General features: G+C 59.2%; 14 protein-coding genes and 1 pseudogene. 9 read left to right on the forward strand and 6 right to left on the reverse strand.

What is annotated here, in order from left to right; translation table 11 throughout:
- Nucleotides 1-271 precede the first annotated feature (271 nt).
- The 3 genes from JQ558_RS00975 (at nucleotide 272) to JQ558_RS00985 (ending at nucleotide 3008) form a co-directional block, all read left to right on the forward strand.
- A complete protein-coding gene (locus JQ558_RS00975) occupies nucleotides 272-661 on the forward strand; it encodes a response regulator (protein ID WP_249142267.1) in 390 nt (129 codons plus the stop codon).
- Between the two features lie 470 nt (nucleotides 662-1131).
- On the forward strand, nucleotides 1132-1365 hold the full coding sequence (locus JQ558_RS00980; protein ID WP_212292587.1) for a hypothetical protein: 234 nt from the start codon (nucleotides 1132-1134) through the stop codon (nucleotides 1363-1365).
- A gap of 821 nt (nucleotides 1366-2186) precedes the next feature.
- Nucleotides 2187-3008: a ribonuclease HII gene (locus JQ558_RS00985; RefSeq protein WP_212292588.1), complete on the forward strand. Its 822-nt coding sequence runs from the start codon at nucleotides 2187-2189 to the stop codon at nucleotides 3006-3008.
- A gap of 99 nt (nucleotides 3009-3107) precedes the next feature.
- On the opposite strand, the gene ligD is transcribed toward JQ558_RS00985, so the two are convergent.
- A complete protein-coding gene (gene ligD, locus JQ558_RS00990; RefSeq protein WP_212292589.1) occupies nucleotides 3108-5792 on the reverse strand; it encodes a DNA ligase D in 2685 nt (894 codons plus the stop codon).
- 70 nt (nucleotides 5793-5862) lie between these two features.
- On the opposite strand from ligD, the pseudogene JQ558_RS00995 reads away from it, so the two are divergent.
- Together JQ558_RS00995 and JQ558_RS01000 are read left to right on the forward strand one after the other, a co-directional pair.
- Nucleotides 5863-6704: pseudogene (locus tag JQ558_RS00995) on the forward strand (Ku protein).
- Nucleotides 6701-7744, forward strand: a complete 1044-nt coding sequence (locus JQ558_RS01000; protein ID WP_283814142.1) for an ATP-dependent DNA ligase — start codon at nucleotides 6701-6703, stop codon at nucleotides 7742-7744. The pseudogene JQ558_RS00995 and the gene JQ558_RS01000 overlap by 4 nt, the downstream one beginning before the upstream one ends.
- Nucleotides 7745-8012: 268 nt before the next feature.
- Here JQ558_RS01000 and JQ558_RS01005 read toward each other — a convergent pair whose 3' ends face one another.
- From JQ558_RS01005 to JQ558_RS01015, 3 genes are all read right to left on the reverse strand, one after another.
- Nucleotides 8013-8201, reverse strand: coding sequence for a hypothetical protein (locus JQ558_RS01005; RefSeq protein WP_212292590.1), 189 nt, complete (start codon nucleotides 8199-8201; stop codon nucleotides 8013-8015).
- Nucleotides 8202-8277: 76 nt separating this feature from the next.
- Complete coding sequence (locus tag JQ558_RS01010; protein WP_249142268.1) at nucleotides 8278-8670, reverse strand: MOSC domain-containing protein; 393 nt, start codon at nucleotides 8668-8670, stop codon at nucleotides 8278-8280.
- Nucleotides 8671-8708: 38 nt separating this feature from the next.
- Nucleotides 8709-10391, reverse strand: a complete 1683-nt coding sequence (locus JQ558_RS01015) for a DNA polymerase/3'-5' exonuclease PolX (RefSeq protein ID WP_212292591.1) — start codon at nucleotides 10389-10391, stop codon at nucleotides 8709-8711.
- Between the two features lie 564 nt (nucleotides 10392-10955).
- Between JQ558_RS01015 and JQ558_RS01020 the strand changes: the two genes are divergently transcribed.
- Together JQ558_RS01020 and JQ558_RS01025 are read left to right on the forward strand one after the other, a co-directional pair.
- Nucleotides 10956-11717: a histidine phosphatase family protein gene (locus JQ558_RS01020; RefSeq protein WP_212292592.1), complete on the forward strand. Its 762-nt coding sequence runs from the start codon at nucleotides 10956-10958 to the stop codon at nucleotides 11715-11717.
- The gene (locus JQ558_RS01025) at nucleotides 11714-12598 is read left to right on the forward strand and encodes an NAD(P)H-hydrate dehydratase (RefSeq protein WP_212292593.1); all 885 of its coding nucleotides are present in this window, start codon (nucleotides 11714-11716) and stop codon (nucleotides 12596-12598) included. The genes JQ558_RS01020 and JQ558_RS01025 overlap by 4 nt, the downstream gene beginning before the upstream one ends.
- On the opposite strand, the gene JQ558_RS38280 is transcribed toward JQ558_RS01025, so the two are convergent.
- A complete protein-coding gene (locus tag JQ558_RS38280) occupies nucleotides 12539-12853 on the reverse strand; it encodes a DUF2934 domain-containing protein (protein ID WP_409410478.1) in 315 nt (104 codons plus the stop codon). The genes JQ558_RS01025 and JQ558_RS38280 overlap by 60 nt on opposite strands.
- A 703-nt stretch (nucleotides 12854-13556) precedes the next feature.
- Here JQ558_RS38280 and JQ558_RS01035 point away from each other — a divergent pair.
- Nucleotides 13557-13874 carry a hypothetical protein gene (locus tag JQ558_RS01035; RefSeq protein ID WP_212292594.1) on the forward strand — a complete coding sequence of 106 codons (318 nt, stop codon included), beginning with the start codon at nucleotides 13557-13559 and terminating at the stop codon, nucleotides 13872-13874.
- An 11-nt stretch (nucleotides 13875-13885) separates the two neighbouring features.
- The gene (locus JQ558_RS01040; protein WP_212292595.1) at nucleotides 13886-14506 is read left to right on the forward strand and encodes a hypothetical protein; all 621 of its coding nucleotides are present in this window, start codon (nucleotides 13886-13888) and stop codon (nucleotides 14504-14506) included.
- A 306-nt stretch (nucleotides 14507-14812) separates the two neighbouring features.
- Here JQ558_RS01040 and JQ558_RS01045 read toward each other — a convergent pair whose 3' ends face one another.
- Entirely contained in the window at nucleotides 14813-15763 is a 951-nt protein-coding gene (locus tag JQ558_RS01045) for an AAA family ATPase (protein ID WP_212292596.1), read from the reverse strand.
- Between the last annotated feature and the right edge of the window lie 404 nt (nucleotides 15764-16167).

Genomic DNA, 16167 nt, shown 5'->3' on the forward strand with positions numbered 1-16167 from the left:
ATTGCGATCTACTACGGCGCCGGCTTGCTTTTTCGCTCTCGGTTTTGATCCTCGATCGGTACATCCCCGGCGAGTGGTTTTGATCTTCCGATAGGAACTATCTGCGAGCGCACCCATTGTTGCATCGTCGTGCTCGTTCTCAGCACGGCTTCAAGGCCCCCGACGGCCTCGGCGCCGCCGGCCCGCGGCCGTCACTTTTCTCGCTCCGCCATCTATGGCGGCAGCCGATGAACAAATCAGCCCATTTTGAATTGAGTATCCAGAGGCAAACATGTCGAAGTTCGTTGCACTTGTAGTGGAGGACGACCCGCTCCAGCGGACGTTCGTCGCTGATCTTCTAAAAGACGAAGGTCTTCAGGTTGTCGAATGCGCAAGCGCGGAGGCGGCCGAACTGGTCCTGGTTTCCACCGGGAACGAACTTCGTGCGTTGGTAACCGATGTCAACCTTGCTGGCGACAGGTCCGGTGTTGAACTTGCTCAGTTCGCCAAACGCAAGTTTCCCGACTTGAATGTCGTGATGGTATCTGGCCGGGGTTCGCCCCGCATCCCGGACAACCCGCTTCCTCATGAAGCCTTATTTGCCCGACGAGTTACTCAAAGCGGTTTTGAACTGACCGACCACGCGACGCTGTTTGGTGGGGACGCCCTCTCAGATATTTGAGGCCCTCGACCGCCAGCATGTGCGCTCATCTGTACCTTGGTCCTGGAGAGGTCTCCCAACGCGCTCTCGGGCTTCCTGCTCTTCTTCGTCGGTGAGATGGACTATCATGCGGTAAGGCGTCATCACGCGCTCGATCGCTGCCTCGATGGTCAACTCCTGTCCTGTTCCTGAAACGGAACGCCAACGTGGAACCAAAGTTCCGGGCCGGTATTATGTGGACACTACTAGCGTGAGGCGAGGATGGAGCGGGTGACACGTTGTTTGCGTTGCGGAAAAAGGACGGTCCGGGTCCCCTCCTTGCAGGGAAGTAAGTTGCAGTGCGTAACGTGCGACCTTGGACCCCGGAAAAAAATGGAGGTGACCGCGCGGGTAGAAAACCCGTTCTCCCCGTCCTCCGGCTCACCCCTGCCAATCTACACAGCATAGGGTATTTCGATTTCCGATCGTTTGGCCTGCATCACAGGTGCCCAATGAAATTGCTTTCCCAGTACCTCGATCACGCGCTGAAATTCGAGAGTCTCGCCGCCGGAGAGACCAACCCAAAGCTCAAGGCTGATCTTATCGGACAGGCACAAGCGTACCGAAAACTTGCCGCCGAGCGTGCAGCAAAACTGGGACTGCCGCCACCAAGCGCGACAGAAATCCAGGCCGAAAACAACCCGTCCCCGGCCGTTATCGAACGAAACAATGAAGACGCGCGATGAGACAACACCAGGCCTGGACAAGAGAGGAAGATCGCCGGTTGCTCGAATTGCACGCGGCGGGCCGATCTCACATTTCGCTTGCAGCAGCCCTCAAACGCACAAAATCGGCGGTCAGGGAACCGGCTTGAGAACCTGCGACCCGGTTGGTCGATGATCGTTCGAAACCACGCCCGTGCCTGATAAACCGCGAACCCGCCAACACGCAGCCCTGCGGAAGTTTACGCTGCATCAAAGCAGCCTGCCGCTTCTCGATGACCGCATCATTGGCGAGCCTGATCCGGGGTGTCGTCCCGGCGCGCCAGGCACTCATGATGGTAGGGGCGCAAAGCCGTTCGGTTTCCGAAAACGGATATGCCTGCCCCGTGAATTCCAGGTAATCGAGCGCAATATCCAGCGCATCTTGGAGCGTCCGGCTTTTCGAGGGGCCAAGGATACGGCATGTGTGAACTCAAGAACTTGCATTCCTGAGGAACGCCGAATGATCGAAACCGTTCCTGGCTTTGGTCAGGCAGTGTGACCAGGATCGTCGTTGTTCGGCGTTTTCTTATCGCGCTGAGGCGTCATTTTCGCTGGATCGGGCGTGCCGGGTATGCCCCTTGGCCCAAGCTGTTCGCCCTGAAGATCGTCTTCAGTTTTTCCGACTGGAGGTGTCTGGTTGCTCATAGGGTCTGCTCGAATGCTGAAAACGGATAGAGAGCGGTCGACGCTCGCTATTAGTCGGGCGGGAAGCGGACCGCGCTCGAAGTTCCGTGCCGGCCAATCCAGAATTCTGCCATACAAATTCGGCCAAATCTGCGGTCCTTCCTCTTCGGGCTTTGAGCATGGCTCTACAATCACTCCGTGAAATCCATCAGAGATATGTCATCGAGCGCCGACCACTCGAAACGAGCCTCGAGGAAATCCTGCGAGCAGACATCCGCCCTGGAGCACGCGCCATTCTCGCTACGATCGAAAGGCGGCGATTCGAAAATCGGTCCGAAGGACAGCGGCTTCGCAAGATGCTTCGCTTCGAAACAGATCTTTGGAAAACGGGATACCATGCCGTCGCCGGTGTCGACGAAGCCGGCATGAGCCCGCTCGCTGGACCCGTCTCGGCTGCCGCGGTCATCCTAAAACCCGGAACGCGCATTACTGGTATCGACGATTCAAAGAAGCTCGATTCGTCTGCACGCGAAGCTCTCGCGGAAGAGGTCAAGGAAAAGGCGGCAGCCTGGTGCGTAGCTTTTGTCGACGTCGAGGAAATCGATACGATAAATATCTACTGGGCGGGCCTGCTTGCGATGCGACGAGCGGTCGAAGGGTTGCAATCGCTCCCGCAGCATCTTTTGATCGACGCAAAACGTTTGAAGGATGTAGACATCCCCCAACAGTCAATCATCAAGGGTGATGCCAAGTCGGCCAGCATCGCGGCGGCTTCCATTCTGGCGAAGGTGTCACGCGATGAGCTGATGAGAACGCTTGAAAAAATTTATCCTGGTTACGGCTTTGCAGACCACAAGGGCTATCCCGTGCGCGCCCATTATGCGGCGCTTTCGCGTCTCGGCGCTTGCGCAGCCCACAGACGCTCGTTTGGCCCCGTTCGCGAGGTGCTCGGCTTGCCGCCGTTGCCCCCTTGGCCGTCCGCATCGGAACGCGCCGTCTGAGCCCAATCACTGGCATATCCATATGGTAGTGCCGCTCGCTCAAGGCCTTGGACCCCCATGAATCGCCGAGGCTGTGGGCTCCATTCTTGCACCTTCCTATCAGGCTGCGCGTCTGCCCGACCCGTAAAGTCGCGCCATCGCCACCAGCGGAGAGCGTTCGGCTTCACAGTAATCGGTCCAAGCCTTTGATCTCCTCAGGAGCGGAGGAACCGTGCGGATAGTATATGCCGTGGGGTCCAGCCCGTGCTTCACCTGCGGCCATGTTATGGGCATCGAGACTGGCGCGTTTGGCCGGGCGCGGGGCGATAAAGGCGCCACGGCCGTCGAAAATTGGTCGTTTCGGAGGTAGTCGAGGAAGATCTTGCCTGTCCGCTTCGCCTTGCTCATGTTGATGAGATAGCGGTCCGGACTGTCGGCCGCCATCGTACTGCAGACGTCCCGGGCGAATTGCTTTGCCTCGGCCCAGGTCAGCCGGTGTCCTTTTTTCGGGCGCGCCAACGGAGTAACGACATGCAGACCTTTGCCGCCCGTGGTCTTGCAGAAGGAGACGAGGCCAAGGCTCGACAGACGGTCGCGCATTTCCTTAGCGGCGTCGATGACGACGTCGAAAGCGACGTCTGGCGCGGGATCGAGATCGAACACGAGACGGCCAGGGAGGACGGGATCACCGGGCTGGTTGTTCCACGGATGCAGTTCCACGCCGGCGCTCTGCGCGACGGCGACGAGTCCTTCAATCCGGTCGATCTGCACATAGGGCTTGCGGTCGCCGGACACGGAGACTTCTTCCAAAAGGTTGGACCCGCCTTTCATCGAATGTCGCTGGAAGAAGCGTTGTCCGCCGATCCCATCAGGCGCTCTGATGATTGAGCAGGGACGGCCCCTGAGGTGCTCCATCATCCAGGTGCCGACGTCCTCGAAGTATCGCGCCAGGTCGAGCTTGGTGACGGCGCCCTCGCCCTCGTCGGGCCAGAGAACCTTGTCCGGACGACTCAGGGGCACTCCCATTACGACGCCCTCCCCGGACGCAGTGTTGCTTCGGGTATGGCTTTTCGGCAAGACGGGTGCTGCGACTTCGGTTTTGTCGGAGGGCGCGGGAGTTTCGGCTTCGACTTCCTTCGCCGGCTTATCTTGCCGCAGCCCCTTGAACGCGGCTTGACGGATCATGCCGGCGCCGGTGAAACCCGCAAACTCGATCTCGGCCACGAGCTTCGGCTCGAGCCAATGTACGCCGGACTTCTTTCGCGGTGCATTCTTACCCCCGAAAGGGTTCTTGTCCGAAGCGGCTGCTTTGAGCGCCGGCATCAAGCGCGAGACCTTGTCGGCGGCGAAACCCGTACCGATGTTGCCGACATAGACCAGGTGATCGCCGCGGTAAACGCCGGCCATCAGCGACCTGAACTGGCTTCCATTGCTGTTCCAGGCTCCGATGACGACCTCATGTCCGGCGCGGCATTTGGCCTTTGTCCAGCTATCGGTGCGTCCCGAAGCGTAGGGCGCGTCCGCCTGCTTCGAGACGATACCTTCCAGGGACATTCGGCACGCCGACTTGAGGACCGCGTCGCCTCCGCTCTCGAAGTGATCGACATATCGGATCTCCGCCTGATGCTTGCCGTAGACCCTCGTGAGGAGTTTCTCGAGAACGCTCTTGCGGTCCGCAAGAGACCGGCTCCGCAGGTCCTCGGTTTCGAGAAAGAGCAGGTCAAAGGCGAAGAAGATCAGGTCGTCGGTCTTGCCTTCGGACAGCGCGGCCTGCAGACCTGCGAAATCCGGAGAGCCGCGATGATCGAGGGCGACGATCTCACCGTCGATCAAGCAATCGGGTAGTCCCCTCGCCGCTTTCGGAATGGCGGAGCCGAATTTGGCGGTCCAATCGAGGCCTTTCCGGGTCTTCAGCGTGACGGTTCCGCTCTCGACACGCATCTGGACGCGATAGCCATCGAACTTGATTTCGTGAACCCAGTCGCCTCCAGCGGGGGGGCGTTCGACCGATGTGCAAAGTTGCGGCGGCACGAAGGCCGGCATGTCTCCGTCGGAAGCGCGCTTCTTTCTGGCCGTCTTTTTGGTCGAGGCCCGCTTAGACCGCGCCGCGAGCGGTCGAGATCGCTTCTTCGCAGCCGATGAGTTCGACGCGGCACGATGGGAGGTCCATTCGGCCTTTGCAGATGCGCGCGATTTCTTTCCCGTGATGAACGATTTCGGACCCTGGCCCTTGCCGGCCGCGATTTCGTCCATCGAGCGACCGGAGGCCACGGAGGCATCCTTGTTCAAGACGTCGTTCTTCTTTCCCTCGTACGCGAACGCGTCGCGATGCTTGATCAACAGCCAGTTGGTGCGCTTCTCGCCCTCCCGATTGCGCATCCGCGTCAGGATCCAGCCCCCGTGGAGCTTCTCGCCCTCCAACGTGAAATCCAGCTTCCCTTTGCGATAGGCCTTTTGCGGGTCGTCGCAATTCCAGAAGCCACGATCCCAAACCATCACCGTGCCCCCGCCGTACTGGCCCTTCGGAATCGTTCCCTCGAAGTCGCCGTAGTCCAGAGGATGGTCCTCGACCTCCACCGCCAGCCGCTTGTCGTGAGGGTCGAGAGAGGGACCTTTCGTCACGGCCCAAGACTTGAAAACCCCATCAAGCTCAAGCCGCAGGTCGTAGTGCAGGTGAGACGCCGCATGCTTTTGGATGACGAAACGAAGGCCCTTTGCGGCTTTGACTTTGGAATCGCCGCTAGGCTCTTCGGTCTTCGTGAAGTCTCTCTTGGCGCGGTATTTTGCGAGCAGTTTCTTGACCATTTGACACCTCACAGTCACTGGAACTGAAAGTTCCTGTAACCGTTAAAGTTCCTTTTGCTGGAGATCGGGAATGGCGCCACGTGCCTATTGGAAAGGGTCACGCAAGCTTTCGCTGGTCACTTGTCCCATCGCGCTTTATCCGGCTTCGACGCAGGCTGAGAAGACGCATTTCCACCAGATCAACACGAAGACGGGACATCGGCTGAAGCAGCAGATGGTGGACGAACAGACGGGACGCGTCGTGGACAAAGACCATAAGGGGCGAGGCTACAAGCTCTCGAAGGGCTGCTATGTTCAGATCGAGGAAGAGGAGCTGGACGCCGTCAAGCTCGAGAGTACGCATACGATCGAAATCGACGATTTCGTGCCTGCCGAACAAATCGGAGATATCTCGAAAAGCCCTACTACATCGTTCCCAACGGCAAAGCGGGTGCCGACGCGTTCGTGGTCATACGCGATGCCATGAAAAGAAAGGAAAAAGTGGCGCTCGCGCGAGTGGTGCTCTCGAACAGAGAGCACGTCATCGCCCTTAAGCCTATCGGAAAAGGCCTCCTCGGCACCACGCTGCGATACCCGTATGAGCTCAGGGATGAAGACGACTACTTCGACGATATTCCGAGCCCGAAAGTTTCGAAGGACATGGTGGACCTGGCGGCGCATCTTCTCGACACCAAGGCGTCGAAATTCAATCCCGACAAGTTCAAAGACAAGTACGGGAGCGCTCTGAAGGCGTTGGTGAAGCGGAAAGTGGCTGGCAAGACGATCGAGCTACCGGAAGAAGTGCCCGAAGAAAGCAACGTCATCGATCTCATGGATGCCTTGAAGCAAAGTCTCGGCCGGAGGAAGCCAGCCAAGGCAGCAAAACGAGCCAAGAGATCACAGGCGCGAGGCCGAAAGCGCAAGGCAGCATGAAGACGAGTTATGCCATTGCAGCTATGGAAGCCCGTTCCGTCGATGAAATTCCGGAGGGACCGCAATGGCAGTACGAGCCCAAGTGGGACGGCTTCCGTTGCATTCTCGCGCGCGATGGCGGAAAAGTAGCGCTGACTTCCAAGAGCGGCCAGGATTTGCAGCGATACTTCCCGGAGATCGTAGCAGGCGCACTAAGTTTGAGAGCGCAGAGTTTTGTCCTTGACGGTGAAATCGTCGTGCCCGTCGAAACCCAGTTTTCTTTCGACGACCTTCTGCAGCGCATCCATCCCGCAGCGAGTCGCATCAAAAAGCTGGCGGAGAAAACACCCGCGTTATACCTGGCTTTCGACCTCTTGAAGGATGGAAGGACGGAGGTTGCGACCAAGCGGCTGTCGGATCGGCGCCGACTTCTGACCAATTTCGCAGGACGACAATTTCCAAGATCAGAGGTCTTCCGACTTTCACCCGCCAGCCTCAAGCTCAGTGATGCCGAACACTGGCTAAAGGCCGCGGGAGGGGGTAGCGACGGCGTAATTGCGAAGCGTCTGGATCTCGCCTATCAGGCTGGCACGCGGGAAGGCATGCAGAAGATCAAGCGATACCGTACCGCGGATTGCGTAATCGGCGGCTTCCGCTACGCCGAGCAGAAACAGGTTGGCCGCAAGGTCGTAGGATCCTTGTTGTTGGGCCTTTTCGACAACGATGGCCTGTTGCATCACGTCGGCTTTTCATCAGCCATTAAGGCGAAGGACAAACCGGTGCTTACGGACAAGCTCGAGAGCATCGTGCAGAAAAGAAGCTTCACGGGCAACGCACCCGGTGGCCCGAGCCGATGGTCCACAAAGCGGTCGTCCGCATGGGTGGCGGTGAAGCCGAAAAATGTCGTCGAAGTCTCCTACGATCATTTTACAGGAGGGCGATTCCGACACGGCACGTCAGTTGTCAGATGGCGAACGGACAAGCGGCCCGACCAATGCACTATGGACCAGTTGGAGCAAAAGATATCACGAGCACTGGTTCGGAATATCTTGCGTCGCTGAGGATCTCGAAACGGCTGAGAGAGAACTAAATCGGCAAAGGAATGTTCGGGGCGGGCGGGAAAGCCCTCGGTGGACTCTAAGTTAGATCGGCGTCGGTTTGCCCTCGCCGTCTGATCTTCTGGGGCCGAGCGAACATGCTCTGCCCTATCGTCAGAGCCTTGCCCGAAGCCAGCTGGGCCAACGGTTGGTCATCTCGGTCAACTATCGGTCCCGATTGGCCTGCATGGGTGCCACAATCAAAACGCAGCACCGGGTCCGCTGTATACATTCACCCTTTTTGTTTCTCTTTTGCGCTTCTTCCATCGGAGCTTTTAGCGCGTTCTTCGAAGCGATCAGCTCCCTTAGCGAGATCGTGTCCTATCTTGCTCTCGATTTTCGCTTCTTCCTTAGCAGTCGCCTCGCGCAAGCCTTCTGCTGCCCGTTCCCCAGCTTTTGATGATTTTGGTTCGTCATCCATGTGATGTACCTTCCCTGATAATAACACGCTTCTCCAGGAATATCCGGTGTCTATCCCGGCTAAGCGGTAACGAACTTCAATCAGATCGCTGGGACATTGTTCCAGTCCGGAAGCGGTCGATAAGGACGCAGGGTGTCCGGAGGCCGGTTAGCTCTATCGTCGCGGGTCCGAGCTCGACGAGCGTCCCGAGCGGCAACCGCTCGAGGTTCAGGCCGGCAGTGGTGATGTTCTCGCCAAGGTCGCCCGCACCGACCCGGAAGCCAGCTTTGAGCAGTGAAGCGAAGAGCTCGGACGGGATCAGGTGGACTTGTCGGAGATTGTCCATTCGGGGCTGACGTCGGGCGAGATAGCGGTGCCTAACGAACGCGCCTGCGTGGGCGTCGCCTTCCACGCCGTGGCCTTCTACCAGGACTATGCGGTCACGGATCGGTTTGCTGAAGTGGTGCCCGCGATCGGCAGCGACCGCCACCACCCTTCCCTCCATCGAGAAATCGTGCGCCTGAGGCATCACGCAGCGCGAGTGAGCAAGCGCCGCTTCTGGCGGAGGTAGCGCGTGATCTCCGGCAGTGTCATCGCGTTCAGGACCCGGTCGGCCGGGACACCTCCCTTCCGGGCCATCTCGACGCCCCAGTGCATGTGATCGAGTTCGGGGATCGAGTGCGCGTCCGGATTGATGCTCATCATGCAGCCGAACTCGACCGCCGCCTGGTGCCAGCGCCAATCCAGGTCAAGGCGCCACGGGTGGGCATTGATCTCGACCACGACGTCGTGCTTAGCGCTGGCGCGCAGTACCTTGTCAACATCAATTTCGTAGCCTGGCCGCCGCTGGAGCTGCCGCCCGGTCATGTGGCCGATGATAGTGGTGTGAGGATTGGAGATAGCCCGAAGCAGGCGCTGCGTCTGCGCCTTTCGGTCCAATTTGAACCGGCCATGAATGCTCGCGACCACGAAATCGAACCGCTCGAGCACCTCATCCGGATAGTCGAGTGAGCCGTCGGCCAAAATATCGGATTCGATGCCTTTAAGGATCCGGAAATCCTTGCCGAAACGTTTGTTCAAGAGGTCGGCTTCCCGGTGCTGCTGCGCGATCTCCTCGACGGAGAGGCCGCCCGCATAATGCGCGGACTTGGAATGGTCGGCGACCCCGAAATATTCGTAACCACGCTGGCGAGTGGCCTTTGCCATCGCTTCTAAGGTCTCGGTACCGTCGGAGGCGTCCGTGTGGCAGTGAAGGATACCGCGTAGGTCCTGGTCGCTGACGAGCTTCGGCAACTTGCCCCTCAGAGCCAGCTCCAGCTCACCGCGCCCCTCCCGAAGTTCGGGATCAATGAAAGGCAGGCCGAGAGCGCAATAGATCTCGGCCTCGTCGCCGGCGATCAGGGTGCGGCCCTTCTGCAAGCCGTCGCTCTCCAACCGCATTCCCTTCTCGGTGGCCAACGCCTGCAGCTGCTCAAGGTGAGCGGCGGAACCGGTGGCGAAAAGAAGGGCAGCGCCGAAGTGCTTGCGGTTTGACAAGCAAACCTGCAATCCATCCGCCGCGGACGCCTTCGATGTTTTGGCGACCCTGGGCGCTTCTGCGACGATCGTGAGTTCATCGACGAGTTCGCAGCCGCGGCGGAAGTCGCCGGCGATAGTCACGCGCTTGAGCTCCGGACGGGCCTTGCGGAGCGAGTCCTTGGCGTGCGCGAGCAGGATGGCAGCTCGGTGCAGGTGGAGGCGGCCTTCTCCGCTTTTCGCGATGGCGAGGTTCTGCAGGATCTTGGCTTGCAGTGCAGCGCCGAGACCTTTGGCCTTCTTGATGCGGTTGTCCTTGGCGGCGGCCTCCAACTCGGCGAGCGAGCTGATGCCGAGTTCCTTATAGAGCCGCAGCACCTTCTCGGGGCGGAGACCGGGCACGGAAAGCATCTCGAGCACACCAGCGGGAATCTCCTTCCGCAGCTTTTCGAGGCTTGGATGAGTACCCGTCTTGTGTAGCTTGGTTATGATGTCGGCGATCGCCTTGCCGACGCCGGGGATCTCCTCGAGCCGGTCTTCGGCAAGGAGCATGTCCAGAGGGACGGCCAGGGCCGCCAGGCTGTCGGCCGCCCGGGAATAGGCTTTTGCTCGATAGGGATTGCCGCCACGAAATGCGGTGCGCCGCGCGTATTCCCGCAGGAGACTTGCGACAGTGCGAGCGCCGAGGGAGGCCACTTAACGATCCTCCCGTCCCGCGCTCTGCCGCCTCGGCGGATAGTTGCGGCTTTGGACAGGACCGTCTTCCGCCTGACTGTCGAGAGATCTCTCGAGCTTCTGCGCCATCCGGAAGTCCTCAAGGTACTGCGTGTTCGGACTATAAGCGGCTTCTTTCTTCAGGAGATTATAGATGCGGCCGGCCAAAAGCTGCAGATGCTTCATCCTTCCCCGCGGCATCGATCTGGCCCTGCAAAGAGCCCGGACAGCGTAGGCGCGGAAGTAATCGAATGCGTCTGACATGACTCGGTAACGCCCACTCTCGCCTATAGTTCGTTCGTACGGGTGCCCTGCGGGAAAACGTGGCCGCGCGCGGCCAAAGGTCTTCGTCCGAAGAACAGCGGGTGCCACGGTCTTAGTCTTTCACCGTCAATGCGCAGGAAGATCTTACCGCTATTCCAACACTCCCGCTGTGTCCGTTGGGAACGCCAAGCCGGCACATTTGTTAGTTCGGGATGCCTTAGACATGAGTAGCGGCTGCCCGCGTGCTGACCTCTCGTCCGCGGTGCAGAGCGGGAGAACGTTTTGAGCAAGCGATGGCCATCCAAGCTTTGGATTGTCCGGCACGGTGAGAGCGCAGGTAACGTCGCACGTGACGCCGCTCATGCCGCTGGGCTTCCAGACATCGATATTTCGGCCCGGGATGTGGACGTGCCACTAAGCGCTCTTGGTCAACGGCAGTCCGAAGCGTTGGGCCATTGGTTCGCGGCGCTGCCGTCGGAGGGAAGGCCGGAGATTGTTCTGACATCGCCCTATCTACGCGCTCAATCGACTGCGGCAGCCATCGGCAAAGCCTCGGGCTTCTCTGCCGGCTGTTGCAATCCAGTCATCGATGAGCGATTGCGCGAAAAGGAATTTGGAATTCTGGATCGCCTGACAAGACTCGGGATTGAGCAGCGGCACCCCGAACTGGCTGCCTCGCGTCAGCTAGTCGGAAAATTCTATTATCGGCCCCCGGCGGGCGAAAGCTGGTGTGACGTGATTTTGCGGTTACGGAGTGTCCTCGATACGATCAGCCTACACTACGGCGGTAAGCATGTGCTGATCGTGGCGCATCAGGTCGTGGTGTTATGCATGCGCTATCTTCTCGAAAAAATGGACGAGAAAACTATTCTTGCTATCGATGCCGAGGCCGACGTAGCCAATTGTGCGGTGACTGAATATGTTTTTGATGAGGAGAAAGAGGGAGGATCGCTCGTCCTGACAAAATACAATTTCGTCGCGCCGCTCGAAAGAGAGGGGGCCCCGGTGACCACCACGCCAGATGCCAACGTCGCCGCGCGATGAGCGTCACCGAGATCACCCGGGAATTCCTGCTGGCTCATCCGTTGCCGGAACCGGAGAGAGAGGGCGACAAGAGGGCGAGAGGTTGTGTCCTCGTCATTGCCGGAAGCTTGGAGATTCCGGGCGCGGCATTCCTGGCCGGACTTGGATCGCTCAGGGCTGGCGCGGGAATTCTGCAGATCGCCACCTGCCGTTCGCATGTTGCTCAATTGGGGATGGCCATGCCCGAGGCTATGGTTATTGGATGCAACGAGACAAAGGCGGGTGGCATAGATCCGGCGAGCGCTGAGCGGTTGATCGAACTCGGTGCGGACTGCGATGCTGTGCTAATCGGGCCTGGCATGACAGACTCCATTGCGGTCGCGGAGCTGACGTGGGCGATGTTGAAGCATCTTGAGCGTCCGGCACTGGTCCTCGACGCGCTGGCGTTTTCGACGCTCCAGGCTGATGCAATACCGCAAGGCGTCCGGTCCGGCAGATTGATAGTCACGCCGCATTCGGGCGAGATGGCAAAATTTCTGAAGACCGATCGCGACGAGGTCGACAATGACCCCCTGCATGCCGCTCGACGTGCTGCTGCCGCCTTGTCGGCAATCGTGGCGATGAAGGGGGCCGAAACCTATGTCGTTGCTGAAAATGGACAAGCTTGGCTTTCTCGAAATGGCTGCATCGGCCTGGCCACGTCGGGATCGGGAGACACTTTGGCAGGCATTCTCGCAGGCCTCCTCGCTAGAGGCGCCGAGGCCGGTCTGGCGACCGCGTGGGCGGTTTACATGCATGGTCAAGCCGGCTGGAAACTGGCGGCAAGACACGGCAAATTTGGGTTACTGGCGCGCGAAATTCCCGCAGAGATCCCCGCCATTATGCAGGAACTCAGTCAATAATAGCCACAATGTATGGTACGGATTGATTCTAAGTGAGTGCTGCCAGAAGTCCTCATCGCGCCCTTGAGGCTGGCCGGCTTCCTTCCAAAGCTGATAAGCCCGCGCGACGATCTTGCTCCATTGGATCGGCCATCTGCATATTCTCCCCGGGCAGTTAAGCCAAGGGGACCCGGGAGTTCCTCTAGAGTGGCTCTTCAACGAGGTTTGCCGCAGGAATCCCTTCCCGCGTGATGGCGCGGTATTCCACGTCGGCAATGGAGGACTCAGCCCTCGTTTCCTTAGGCGTCTTGATTAGTGGACTTCGGCTTCCAAAGAGCGAATGCGAACTACGCATCGGGAGACCCTCGCCCGCTGCGAGCGCTCGGAGAGCCGTTCGTCTGCGCCCGTTCACTCGCTTCTTCGCGGCCGGCCAGCGACCCAACGGGAAGGTGCGAGAGCGCGGGGCACCTTTCTAAAGATATAATTTAGTCGAAAATGCGCGGCACCGTTCGCTTCTCTGAACCTTGTCAGTGTTTCTGCAATGGAGCGCAAATGTTGCCTAGCTAGAGGATTGCTATGAGTGAGCTCGTGTTAAGTTTTGAACACAAAATCGGCCGGGCAGCGCTCAAGCTATGGTCTAAACTTCCCCGAAACCTGCAGGAGCAATTGTTCGAGGACGCCGTAGGCGGCGACGAGACGCTTCGTCATCAACTCGCGATCTATCTGCATGATCACCATCCGCGCACTACCCATCCTCCAAAGCCGACACATGGCATAGGTTGGAGCTTGTCGTCGTTCCCTGTGCTATAGAACATTCCCGCGATCCGCAGTTGACACTTTGCATTGGGCTTCTCAGGTCGCCCTATCCCATGTGGTGGTTGCCAACCGCGGTTGCACTATTAGCAACGGGTGATTGTCGCGTGCCAGGAACTTAAGACGAGATGAACGGTTTCAAACCCTCTAACCACTGGAGGACAGTATGAAACGTTCAATTCTCGCCGCCGGCATCGGAGTGTTGGCGATCACCACGGCATATGCTCAAAACCCGCCGGCTCAGTCAGGACCAGGCAACAACGCCGTCAACTCCGCCGGTCAAAACAATGCGGCTGCTCCAGTCGCCGGCGCCAACAGTTTCACGGAAGGGCAAGCCAAGTCGAAGATTGAGGATGCGGGCTTTACCAACGTGACTGAGCTGAAAAAGGACGACAATGGTGTCTGGCGCGGCAAGGCCAGCAAAGCCGGCACCGCGACTGCTGTAAGTGTCGATTTTCAGGGCAACGTCAATACTGCGAAATAGGGATAACCAAAATGACCGTCACGATATCGCGTCTTTACGATAGTCATACCCATGCCCAAGCGGCCGTTGGGCGGCTGGAAGCAGCCGGCGTACCACATTCAGACATCAGCATTGTCGCCAACAATTCTGACAGCTGGTTCACCACTGACAAGAAGGTGGATCGCGACCGCGACGGCGTCGACGATCGGGCGGAAGGCGCAGGCGCGGGTGCAGCGATAGGCGCCGGGCTTGGCGGCACGGCTGGGCTGCTGGCGGGCCTCGGCCTGCTCGCAATTCCCGGACTGGGCCCTGTTGTCGCAGCGGGCTGGTTGGCGGCAACGGCAGTCGGCGCGGCTGCAGGTGCCGCAAGTGGTGGCATTGTAGGAGCGCTCACCCAGGCTGGAGTATCGGAAGAAGATGCTCACACTTACGCGGAGGGCGTACGACGAGGCGGCACACTGGTATCTGCCAGGGTGGCCGATGCGGATCGCACTCGTTTAGAGTCGCTCCTAAATGAGTCCGCGGTCGATATGCGTACCCGTCGCGCCGCTTGGGAAAAGTCCGGGTGGAAATCATTCGATCCCGCAAGCAAGCCTTACGGAGCGGATGAGGTCCAGAGAGAACGGGCGCTCTACGGGACCGGCCTGCGTTAATCCCTACCGGAACGGCCCGCCCTGAAGCGGGCCGTTCTTTTTGGCTGCCCAGTTGACACAGGCATCCGGCTGGACGGCCGCTTAGAGAAGCAGCCGTTCGCAAATCGAATGTTATGGAACATTAATTCGGAGGGAGACTTCCTACCACTCGCTCCTCCATTACGGAATCTCAAAGCGGTGCGTATTGCCCGCGGATCGCGCCCGCCGGGCAGAGCTTATCGCTAACCTGCGACCGGTTTGGCCATGTATGCAGCTTGGCGATTATTTTGACACCGCCGGCTCACCGCCCAGCCATCCACGTGCAGACTAGAAGCCATACTTTTCTCGGCGAAGATTGAAGGCCGCTTTGCCGCCTTCCATGATCCGTTCAATGGCTTCCCGTACGTTGGCAACATCGATAGCGCCTTCGCCGGCAACGACGCCGCGCGATTGATCGCCGGACGTCCTGTAGTCGCACCAGGCGACAAGCTCAGCGTCCCCATTGACGACAAGGTTGGCGTTGTGGCTCGCGAAGATGATCTGCCGTTTCTGCTTGGCCTTCCAAAGCTGCTCCACGATCTCCAGCATCACGGGATTGTCGAGATCCTCTTCAGGCTGATCGATGATCAGGGGCGGGCCCGCTTGATTGAGCAGCGTCTTCAGCAGCGCGGTTGCCTGTTGTCCGGCGGACGCGTTTACAAACGGGATGTATTCGTTTTCGCGCGCCCTGTACTCGAACACAGGTACGCTCGGAATCGGAATAAGCGTCAGCGCCAACCACTGGTCGGGTTTGAGGCTGCGTGCCAGCCTATCGATTTCGCCTGCGGTCAGACCAGCCGCAGAAAGCGATGGCGCTTCTGGACGTAGTGCGTTGCCCTCGTTCTCTGGGTCGACTTCGGCGAGTTTTTCAAGATCGGTCATCACTGCGTCCCATTGGATCGCGCCATCGGCGGCAGATGCAATGCTCTCCCCCAAAGCTTCGATCTTGCCGCCAGAAACACGTGATCCGCTCAAGAACTGACGCAGGCTGTTCACGAATTCAGAGGGATCCGCATACGGCTTAACATGCGCACGTATCATCCCATCTGAACTAGCCGTGAGGGATGCGCATTGGGCTCGCATGAATTCATCACGCTCTCGCCGCAAGGCCCGCCATGCTCGCCGCTCGGTTTCATAAACGGCGTCGGCGCTTTCAAGCGCACGCAGTTCCTCGCGAAGGCGAGCGGTCTCGCGGATGTGGCGCGTCAATTGCTCCTCTATCTGCTGCAGCTGCGTCATCCTCTCGGCATGCGTCGAGGAGCGGGCGACCGCAGCATTGTAGTCTCCCTTGAAGGCGGCCAGGGAGGCGGCCCATTGGCGCCAAGGACTCTGCGCGCGACGGTCGCGTCTAGCCTCGTTCAATCGGCGCCGGCTCCCGTGGCGTCAGAAGCGGCTGTGCTTCAGGCGGCGCGAGCCGAGCAACAAGGCCTGTTGGCCGAGGCCCAAACAGCGCTTGATACGTTGATAGCAAAGGCAATCGGCATACTGGAGTCGTCAGGGTCGGAGAACCACAGCTACATGCAGTCACGCATGATCCTTCTCTCCATCTTACGGTGTGAACCGGACGCCGCAGTGCATGACAATTGGGTTTCCACGCCAGCGGCGATGTCAGATCGCCAATCCGGGCGCGGCAAAGACGTATC

It is taken from the genome of Bradyrhizobium sp. AUGA SZCCT0160 (genome assembly GCF_018130105.1).
Classification (GTDB): Bacteria; Pseudomonadota; Alphaproteobacteria; order Rhizobiales; family Xanthobacteraceae; genus Bradyrhizobium.

Bases quoted from the DNA above. Each gene is read 5' to 3' on its own strand.
- JQ558_RS01000 (WP_283814142.1), top strand. From the start codon at position 6,701: ATGAAGACGAGTTATGCCATTGCAGCTATGGAAGCCCGTTCCGTCGAT.
- ligD (WP_212292589.1), bottom strand. From the start codon at position 5,792: ATGGTCAAGAAACTGCTCGCAAAATACCGCGCCAAGAGAGACTTCACG.
- JQ558_RS01025 (WP_212292593.1), top strand. From the start codon at position 11,714: ATGAGCGTCACCGAGATCACCCGGGAATTCCTGCTGGCTCATCCGTTG.
- JQ558_RS00975 (WP_249142267.1), top strand. From the start codon at position 272: ATGTCGAAGTTCGTTGCACTTGTAGTGGAGGACGACCCGCTCCAGCGG.
- JQ558_RS01005 (WP_212292590.1), bottom strand. From the start codon at position 8,201: ATGGATGACGAACCAAAATCATCAAAAGCTGGGGAACGGGCAGCAGAA.
- JQ558_RS01035 (WP_212292594.1), top strand. From the start codon at position 13,557: ATGAAACGTTCAATTCTCGCCGCCGGCATCGGAGTGTTGGCGATCACC.
- JQ558_RS01040 (WP_212292595.1), top strand. From the start codon at position 13,886: ATGACCGTCACGATATCGCGTCTTTACGATAGTCATACCCATGCCCAA.
- JQ558_RS00980 (WP_212292587.1), top strand. From the start codon at position 1,132: ATGAAATTGCTTTCCCAGTACCTCGATCACGCGCTGAAATTCGAGAGT.
- JQ558_RS00985 (WP_212292588.1), top strand. From the start codon at position 2,187: ATGGCTCTACAATCACTCCGTGAAATCCATCAGAGATATGTCATCGAG.
- JQ558_RS01045 (WP_212292596.1), bottom strand. From the start codon at position 15,763: ATGACGCAGCTGCAGCAGATAGAGGAGCAATTGACGCGCCACATCCGC.